The following is an 8639-nucleotide window of genomic DNA, read 5'->3' on the forward strand; positions in this document are numbered from 1 at the left end:
CCCCTTTCCGCCCACCCCACCGCACGGGCGGTACGCGTGCGAAGGAGCCCGCGATGAGCGACATGATCACCGCGGACCTGGTCGATCTCGACCTGTCCGCCGACACCAAGGAAGCGGCGGCGCGCGCCCTCGCCGAACGCATGGTGGCCCTGGGTCGGGTGACCGACCTGGAGGGCTTCCTCGCCGACGTCGCGGCCCGCGAGGCGCAGATGCCGACCGGCCTCGACGGAGGCATCGGCATCCCGCACTGCCGCAGCGAGCACGTCACCGAGCCGACGCTCGCCTTCGGGCGCAGCGCCGCCGGGATCGACTTCGGCGCGGCCGACGGCCCCGCCGACCTGATCTTCCTCATCGCCGCACCGGCCGGTGCGGACGACGCCCATCTGACGATCCTGTCGTCGCTGGCCCGGCAGCTGATGAACGCCGAGTTCACCGACGCGCTCAGGTCGGTGGACGACGCGTCGGCCGCGGCGGCGCTCATCCGCGGGGACGAGCAGCCCACGGCCGACGGGAGCACCGCCGCGGACGCGGCGAAGGCACCGGCGGCGGCCGGCAGCGGCTCCGCATCCGGTTCCGAGTCCGGTTCCGAGCCTGCTTCCGGCTCCGGTTCCGGTCCCGGCTCCGCAGACTCCGTGGCGGCACCGGCGGCGGCCTCCGCCGGTGCCGCCACGGGCACCGACGACGCCGGGACCGGCGCGGACCGCCCGTTCCGGATCGTCGCCGTCACCTCCTGCCCCACCGGCATCGCCCACACCTACATGGCGGCCGAGTCACTGGAGAACGCCGGGCGGGAGGCGGGCGTCGAGGTCGCCGTCGAGACGCAGGGCTCGGCCGGGTTCACCCGGCTCGACCCGGCCGTGATCGCGGCGGCGGACGGCGTGATCTTCGCCCACGACGTGCCCGTGCGGGAGAAGGACCGCTTCGCGGGCAAGCCGACCGTCGACACCGGCGTCAAGGCGGCCATCAACCGGCCCGCCGACCTGATCACCGAGGTCCGCGGCAAGGCCGAGCGCGGCGAGGTCACCGCGGCCGCCGGGTCCGGCGCGACCGACGGGTCCGGCGCCACGCCCGTGGAGCGCGCCGGCGGGTCCGGCGAGGGCTACGGCACCAAGCTGCGCACCTGGCTCATGTCCGGCGTCAGCTACATGGTCCCGTTCGTCGCGGCGGGCGGTCTCCTCATCGCCCTCGGCTTCGCGATCGGCGGGTACGAGATCAACGAGGCGCCGTCGGTCATGGACCACTTCGTGTGGACCCAGGCCGCGAGTTGGGGTGCCCTGCTCTTCCAGATCGGCGGCGTCGCCTTCGGCTTCCTCGTCCCGGTCCTGGCCGGCTACATCGCCTACGGCATGGCCGACCGGCCCGGCCTCGTGCCCGGCTTCGTCGGCGGCGCGATATCGCTCACGATCAGCGCCGGCTTCCTCGGCGGTCTCGCGGCCGGTCTGATCGCCGGTGGTGTGGTGCTCGCGATCCAGAAGGTGCGGATCCCGGCGGCGCTGCGCGGCATCATGCCGGTGGTGGTGATCCCGCTGATCTCCTCGGCGGTCGTCGGCTTCCTGATGTTCGTGGTCATCGGCAAGCCCATCGCCTCGGCGCAGAAGGCCATGACCGACTGGCTGAACGGTCTCACCGGCACCAACGCCATCCTGCTCGGCGCCCTGCTCGGCCTGATGATGTGCTTCGACCTCGGCGGCCCCGTCAACAAGGTCGCGTACACCTTCGCCACCGCCGGTATCGCGGTCGCGAGCCCCAGCGACTCCGCCATGAAGATCATGGCCGCGGTGATGGCGGCCGGCATGGTCCCGCCGCTGGCGATGGCCCTGGCCACCACGGTCCGCGGCAAGCTCTTCAACCGGACCGAGCGGGAGAACGGCAAGGCCGCCTGGGTGCTGGGCGCCTCCTTCATCTCCGAGGGTGCGATCCCGTTCGCCGCCGCCGACCCGCTGCGCGTGATCCCCGCCTCGATGGTGGGCGGCGCGGTCACCGGAGCCCTGTCCATGTCCTTCGGCGCCACGCTGCGCGCCCCGCACGGCGGCATCTTCGTGGTCCCGCTGATCGGCAACCCGTTCCTCTACCTGGTCGCCATCGCCGCGGGCGTCTGTGTCACGGCGGCCCTGGTGATCGTCCTGAAGGGCCTGCGCAAGCCGGTCACGGGAGCGGACACGGCCGGCCCCGGCGGCACGCCGGCCCCGTCGGCGCGGGAGGAGCAGCCGGTGGCCGCGTGACGCACCCGGGCGGGACGCCCGCGAAGCATCGGCGTCTTGTTCCTTTTGGGTGATGTGAGCGGTTCATGCGTAGTGCGAGATAGATCACTCTTCTCACGGTCCGGGGCCACGGCCCCGGACCGTGGTGTGTACTGGGGCGCATGTCTGAGCACGACGCGATCTTGAGGGTGACGGGTGCCGCCGCCCTCACCCTGGTGGCCGTGGCCTGTACGGCGGGCCTGGCGGAGGCGCTGCGGCGCGGACGCGGGCGCAGGACGCGGGAGCGCGAGCGCGCCGAGGCCGTCCGACGGCACGGGCGCCACGGGAGTCACGGGAGCATGCCGGTTCCGGCGGTCCCGGTGATCCCGGTGATACCGCGACAGCGGCAGACGGGTCCGTGTGCGGAGGCGGTGCGGCTCACCCCGGCGGAGCGCGACGCGTTCGCGGGGCTGGTACGGCGCTTCGGCGAAGGCGGCTGAGCGCCGTCGGCGGGTGGGGCTGGGACCGGAGAGGGCGTCAGGAGACGTCGAGGGGTGTGACGTCGGGGGTGTCAGGAGGCGTCGGCGGGTGTCAGGGAACCTGCGCCGCCCGCCGCTCCATCGCCTCCCGGGCCGCGTCCTCGGTGACGTACACCTCGCACATGTGCCGCCCGTCGGGCGTGGCCGTGTGCTCGACCTCCCACAGGGAGACCTCCCTGCCGTCACGCAGCAGGAACGCGTGCTCGTAGAGCGAGAAGCACAGCGCCGGACGTCCCGCCCGGGACGGACGGCCGAAGGCCTGTGTGATCTGGTACGCGAACGCCGTGGCCAGCAGTCGGGCCGTCTCCGAGCCCGGCCGGTCGGTGTTCTCCGCGCGCCGCAGTAAGCGGCGCGCGTGATCCGCCGAGCCGTCGGGGACGTACACGTGCCGGGGCGCGGGCACCGGAGGGAGCTGCACCACCACCGGCAGTTCGAAGTCCGAGGCGTCCGGCGGCAGCGGCAGCCGGGAGGTGGCGGTGCGCAGCTCCTCCTCGTCCACGTACAGCTCGTGCTGCGGCTCGCTGCCCGGCGCGGTGTTGTGGACGAGCTCCCAGAGCGTGAGCGCGGAGCCGTCGGCCAGCAGCCAGGTGTGCCGGTAGGTCTCCCGGTGCAGGCCCGCGCTGTGGTGCGCGGAGTGCAGCGAACCGTCGTACGCCAGCGCGCAGTCCAGCCGTCGTATCGCCTCGTCGGGCAGCTCGAAGGAGTTCAGGGCACGGCCCAGGAGTCGCGTGAGGTGCTCCTCCGGCGACTCGGACGGGTCGGGTGGTTCGTACGCTGCCGTCTCGTACGGAACGCTCAAGGTTTCTCCCGGCGTTGCTGCATGTCACCTTGTGGGTGCATACCGTAGCCCCTCGGTCGGACATCGTGTCCGGGAACCGAGAAAACGTACGGCGGGAAAACGAGCGGGCCGCGCGAAAAATTCCCACGCGGCCCGCTCCGGACCTCAAAAAGCCTGCCCGGCCCGCGTGTCGACGCCCTTCGGTCAGACGGCGCTGCCCGCCGTCCACCGGCTCCACCCCATGTTCCAGCCGTTGAGGCCGTTGTCCGGCGCGACCGTGGTGTCGGGGGAGTTCTTCACGATCACCACGTCCCCGACGAGGGAGTTGTCGTAGAACCACTTGCCGGGTGTGTCGCCCTGGGCGCCCTGTACGTCCTGCAGGCCCACGCAGCCGTGGCTGGTGCCCTGCCGGCCGAAGGGCGGATTGGCCTTGCTGTACCAGTAGTTGCCGTGGATGAAGGTGCCGGACCGGGTCAGCCGCATCGCGTGCGGCACGTCCGGGATGTCGTACTCGGAGCCCAGGCCGACCGTCTGGCTGTTCATCCGGGTCCGGGTGAACTTCTCGGAGATCACCATCTGCCCGTTGTACGTGGTGTGCTGGGCGTCACCCGCCGAGATCGGGACGGACCTGACCGTCTCCCCGTCCCGCACCACCGTCATGGTCTGGGTGGCGGCGTCGACCGTGGAGACCTGGGAGCGCCCGACGGTGAAGGTGACCGTCTTCTTCTGCACCCCGTGGATGCCGTTCGCGCCCTCGACGCCGTCCAGGTCGATCTTCATCGTGACCTTGGAACCGGCCTTCCAGTACTCCTGGGGCCGGAAGTCCAGCCGCTGCGAGTCGAACCAGTGCCCGACCACCTCCTGCCCGCTGCTGGAGGTGACGGTGATGCGCGACTGCACGGCCTTCTTGTCGGTGATGGCCTTGTCGAAGGTGAACGACACCGGCATCCCCACCCCGACCGTGGCGCCGTCGTCCGGCGTGTAGGTGCCGATGAAGCTGTTCGCCGAGGTGACGGTGGTGAAGACGGAGTCGGCCGCCGCGGTGCGGCCGTCGCCGTCCTCGGCGGTCGCCGATATCCGGTACTTCGTCCCGCGCTCCAGCTGCTCCTTCGGCTTCCAGGCGCGCCCGTCGGCGGAGACCGCGCCGGCCACCGCCTCCCCGGTCTCCGCCACCGTCATCCGCACCTGTGTCAGCCGGCCGTCGCTGACCTTCACCCCGGTGGTGTTGATGGACGCGCCGGTCGAGCCGTCCTTCGCCGAGATGGCTATCCTCGCGACGGACGTCTTCGGGGAGTCCTCGCCGCCCTTGCCGTCGTCGCCGCTTCCCGTGTCCGCGCTGCCGCCGCACGCGGTGAGGGCGAGGGTGCCGACCACCAGGGCGGCACAGGCCGCCAGTGCGCGCCGCGGTGCGATGTCCGGCCTTGTCACGGGCTGCTCCAGGTTCGTGTGATGTCGGGTGATCCGCTCGATTACGGGAAGGAAGAGGGGGCCGGGACCGGCCGGGGTTCCCTCCGCCTCCCGCGAACGGCCCACCGTGACAGAACCGGGACAATCACCCGGCGGGGCGGGACGGCGGGCGCGCCATCGCGTCCCGGCCCGTCACCCGTCGCCGTACAACTCCCCGTACGACGGCCATGCTCCGCCCGGGCCGTCCACCGACTCGGCGGCGCGTACCGCCCGTACGATCGCGCGGGTCACCAGGTCCGCGCCCGCCGCGAGGACGTCGTTCAGGGCGAGGGGGTCCGCCGCGTCGAGCGGGCGTTCTCCCGTGGCGAGGGTGAACACCGTGTCGCCGTCGTTGAGCAGGTGCACCGGACGCACGGCCCGCGCGATGCCGTCGTGCGCGGTGCCGGCCAGTTTCTGCGCCTGCGCCTTGGACAGGTCCGCGTCGGTCGCGACCACCGCGAGCGTGGTGTTGAGCGGGGGCGGCGCGTTCCGCTCGGACAGCTCCGCGAGCCGTCGCAGCGCGGCCTCGTGCACCCGCGCCTTCGGGGGGTGCACCCGGCCCTGGAACAACTCCCCGTACAGCAGCCCCGTTTCCGGATCCACCGCCGACCCCGCCGCGTTGGCCACCACCAGCGCGGCCACGGTGATCCCGGACCCCAGCACCGTGCTCGCGGTGCCGATCCCGCCCTTCACCGGCCCGACCGTGGCCCCCGTACCGGCGCCCACGCACCCCTGCGGCACCCGCGCCCCCGGCCCGCTCGCCGCCGCCGCCTCGACCGCGGCCCGGCCGGTGGCCGCGTCCGGCCGGGCCCGGAAGTCGCCGCCCCGGCCCAGATCGAAGACACAGGCGGCCGGTACGACCGGCACCACGTGCGCGGGATCCGGTCCGACGCGCACCCCGCGCCCCCGCTCCTCCAGCCAGGCCATCACCCCGGACGCCGCGTCGAGCCCGTAGGCGCTCCCCCCGGTCAGCACGATCGCCTCGACCTTCCGCACGAGGTTGCGCGGATCCAGCGCGTCGGTCTCCTTCGTGCCGGGACCGCCGCCGCGCACGTCCACCGCGGCCACCGCCCCGCCCTCCGGCGCGAGCACGACCGTGGTGCCGGTGAGCCAACCGCCACCGGTACGCGTCGCGTGCCCCACCCGCAGGCCGGCCACATCCGTCAGAGCGTCATTCGTCATGGCGTCAGTGTGGCCCGGCCGCGGTGCCGGCCCCGCACGTCCGGTCGCCGGTGAACGGGTGGGGACCGATGAGTTTTCCCGCGTTTTGCGGTCGGTCAGTGGTGGATGGTGTGCCACGGTCGCGGGACCGGCCGCGGCGGGCACCGGACGACCGGCCGGGCGCCGGCCACGGAACACCGAGGAGACCTCGTATGCGCACCCTGATCAGCACCGCCTTCGTCTCGCTCGACGGCGTGGTGGAGGCGCCGGGCGGCGAGCCCGGCTACCGCAACTCCGGATGGACGTTCAAGGACGTGGAGTTCCTCCCGGAGGCGTACGACATCAAGGACCGGGAACAGCGGGAAGCCGGCGCGCTGTTGCTGGGACGCGTCAGCTACGAGGCGTTCAGCCCGGTCTGGCCGGGCATGGAGGAGTTCGCCGACTACAAGGCGATGCCGAAGTACGTCGTGTCGACCACCCTCACCGAGGACGCCCTGGTCCCGGACTGGGGCGAGACCACGATCCTGCGCTCGCTCGACGAGGTGGCCGCGCTGAAGGGGACCGAGGGCGGCCCGATCATCGTCCACGGCAGCGCCACCCTCAACCGGAGCCTCTCGGACGCCGGCCTGATCGACCGTTACCACCTGCTCGTCTTCCCGCTCCTGCTCGGCGCGGGCAAGCGCCTGTTCAGCGACACGGACAAGGACACCCAGAAGCTGAGGCTCGTCGAGCACGAGGCGTACGCCAACGGCATCCAGAAGAACGTCTTCGACGTCGTCCGCTGACGACGGCCCCGGCGCCGCTCGCCCCGCGCCAGCGCGGCACGCCCCGGCGCGGCGCGTCCGCGCCCGCGGGGCCGCGCGGGGCCGCGCGGGGCCGTCCGGGCGGCGGCCGGCCGATCCGTGCCGGACCGCCCGGCCGGCGCGGAGCCGTACCCTGGACGCATGAGCACCGCCTCCGACCCCCGGCCGCGCGAGCCGAAGCCCGCGCTGGTCTTCGACGACCCGCTGGACCAGCAGACCTCGGACGACACCGACCGCGGATGGGGCGAGCGCCCCTCCGGTGACGGCGCGGCCGACCTGAAGCGCTTCCTCGACGAGAAGCCGCCCCACCACATCTGACCCCGCCGGGCGGGCCCTAACGCTCGCCGTGGCCGGAGCCGCGCTGCGAGACGCCGGAGCCGCGCTGCGATACGAGGGCGTCGCGGATCTCCTTGAGCACCTCCAGCTCGGACACCTCGATGACCTCCTGCGTCCCCTCCTTCGCCTTCCTGCGGGCCTCCAGCCGGGCCAGGTACTTGGCCATCGGCAGCACCATCAGGAAGTAGACGACCGCCGCGGTGATCAGGAACTGCAGCGTCGATCCGAGGACGGACCCCCACAGGATCCTCACGCCCGTCGCGGCGTCGCCGGTGCCCTCGCAGCGGCCCTTCAGGCACGAACTGTAGCTGTCCAGGTTCTGGGTGCCGAACGCGCCGACCAGCGGGTTGATCACGCCCTTCACGACCGAGTTGACGATGTTGGTGAAGGCCGCGCCGATCACCACCGCCACGGCCAGGTCGACGACGTTCCCGCGCATCAGGAAGGCCTTGAAGCCCTGCCAGACGCCGGATTCCTTCTTCTCGCTCACCCCGGGGCCCCCTCTCGTGCGCACAGCGCGCGGAACAAAACGCTCCGCAACCTACGCCAGGGCCGGGCCGACCTGTCCCACCGGGTCGCCCGGAGAAGGTGCCGGACCCGCGGAAGCGGCTCGGAGAGGCACGGTTCACCACAGGGTCACCGCCAGCCGTGCCGTGGCGCTCGCGCCGGCCAGCCCGGCCGCGGTGGAGCGCGGCACCGACAGCACCACCAGGGCCCCGCCGTCGCCCGCGCCCTCCAGCGGTTCCGGCACGTCGGTCACCCGCGCCCCGCGCGCGACCACGCGGGCCGTTCCGCCGGACACCGCCTCCTCGGCGGCGATCACGTCCACCCGGTCGCCCGGCCGCAGCAGCCGCACCGTGGCCGCGTCGGCGATCCGCACCGGTGCGGTGACCGTCTCCCCGGCCCGCCGGGTCCGTACCGGACGGTCCCCGGCGGCGGCCGAGGCCGCGCGGGCGGACGCGGATCCGCCGGGATGCCCGCGGGACCGGTCGGTGTCCCGTGGGCCCGCCGCCACGAGCGCCGCCGCCGTGACCGCGAGGCCGACCGCCACGGCCCGCCTCCGGTGCCGGGCGAGCCGGCCCGGGTGCAGCAGGCCCCCGCGCACCCGCACGGGGGCGAAGTGCGGCACCTCGCAGCGGGGAGGGACGTCGACGCCGGGCGGGCGCGGCACCACGGGGGAGGAGGAGAGCGGGGAAGGGGAGCGAGGGAAGGAGGAGGGCGACGGACGGAAGGACACGGGACCACCACCTGCGGCGAGGGATCGGCTTGCGAACCCCACGATGGGGCCCCGCGCCGCGCTCCGCCCGGCCCTGTGGACGCGCCATCAGTCTGTGGACATCCCCCTCACCCGAAGGAGAGGCTCCGCCCGCCGTGCCCCGCCGTGCCCCGCCCCGGC

The 8639-nt window shown here is 73.3% G+C and carries 9 protein-coding genes; 4 read left to right on the forward strand and 5 right to left on the reverse strand.

Annotated elements, in window-relative coordinates:
- The first annotated feature begins 53 nt into the window (after positions 1 to 53).
- Together B7L92_RS31135 and B7L92_RS31140 are read left to right on the forward strand one after the other, a co-directional pair.
- Complete coding sequence (locus B7L92_RS31135; protein ID WP_081240674.1) at positions 54 to 2222, forward strand: PTS fructose transporter subunit IIABC; 2169 nt, start codon at positions 54 to 56, stop codon at positions 2220 to 2222.
- 140 nt (positions 2223 to 2362) lie between these two features.
- The gene (locus B7L92_RS31140) at positions 2363 to 2680 is read left to right on the forward strand and encodes a hypothetical protein (protein ID WP_081240675.1); all 318 of its coding nucleotides are present in this window, start codon (positions 2363 to 2365) and stop codon (positions 2678 to 2680) included.
- A gap of 91 nt (positions 2681 to 2771) precedes the next feature.
- On the opposite strand, the gene B7L92_RS31145 is transcribed toward B7L92_RS31140, so the two are convergent.
- The 3 genes from B7L92_RS31145 to B7L92_RS31155 form a co-directional block, all read right to left on the reverse strand.
- On the reverse strand, positions 2772 to 3518 hold the full coding sequence (locus B7L92_RS31145; RefSeq protein ID WP_081240676.1) for a DUF6227 family protein: 747 nt from the start codon (positions 3516 to 3518) through the stop codon (positions 2772 to 2774).
- Positions 3519 to 3701: 183 nt separating this feature from the next.
- Complete coding sequence (locus B7L92_RS31150; RefSeq protein WP_081240677.1) at positions 3702 to 4925, reverse strand: L,D-transpeptidase; 1224 nt, start codon at positions 4923 to 4925, stop codon at positions 3702 to 3704.
- Between the two features lie 171 nt (positions 4926 to 5096).
- Positions 5097 to 6125 (reverse strand): P1 family peptidase, encoded by a 1029-nt coding sequence (locus tag B7L92_RS31155; RefSeq protein ID WP_081240678.1) that lies wholly within the window; start codon positions 6123 to 6125, stop codon positions 5097 to 5099.
- A gap of 191 nt (positions 6126 to 6316) precedes the next feature.
- Here B7L92_RS31155 and B7L92_RS31160 point away from each other — a divergent pair, with 191 nt between their 5' ends.
- Complete coding sequence (locus tag B7L92_RS31160; protein ID WP_016825856.1) at positions 6317 to 6889, forward strand: dihydrofolate reductase family protein; 573 nt, start codon at positions 6317 to 6319, stop codon at positions 6887 to 6889.
- Between the two features lie 159 nt (positions 6890 to 7048).
- Positions 7049 to 7225, forward strand: coding sequence for a hypothetical protein (locus B7L92_RS41205; RefSeq protein WP_170102263.1), 177 nt, complete (start codon positions 7049 to 7051; stop codon positions 7223 to 7225).
- 16 nt (positions 7226 to 7241) lie between these two features.
- Here B7L92_RS41205 and mscL read toward each other — a convergent pair whose 3' ends face one another.
- The gene (mscL, locus tag B7L92_RS31165) at positions 7242 to 7733 is read right to left on the reverse strand and encodes a large conductance mechanosensitive channel protein MscL (protein ID WP_081240679.1); all 492 of its coding nucleotides are present in this window, start codon (positions 7731 to 7733) and stop codon (positions 7242 to 7244) included.
- Between the two features lie 135 nt (positions 7734 to 7868).
- On the reverse strand, positions 7869 to 8414 hold the full coding sequence (locus tag B7L92_RS31170) for a CpaB family protein (RefSeq protein ID WP_081240680.1): 546 nt from the start codon (positions 8412 to 8414) through the stop codon (positions 7869 to 7871).
- Positions 8415 to 8639: the final 225 nt, after the last annotated feature.

This window comes from Streptomyces viridosporus (assembly GCF_002078235.1).
Classification (GTDB): Bacteria; Actinomycetota; Actinomycetes; order Streptomycetales; family Streptomycetaceae; genus Streptomyces; species Streptomyces viridosporus.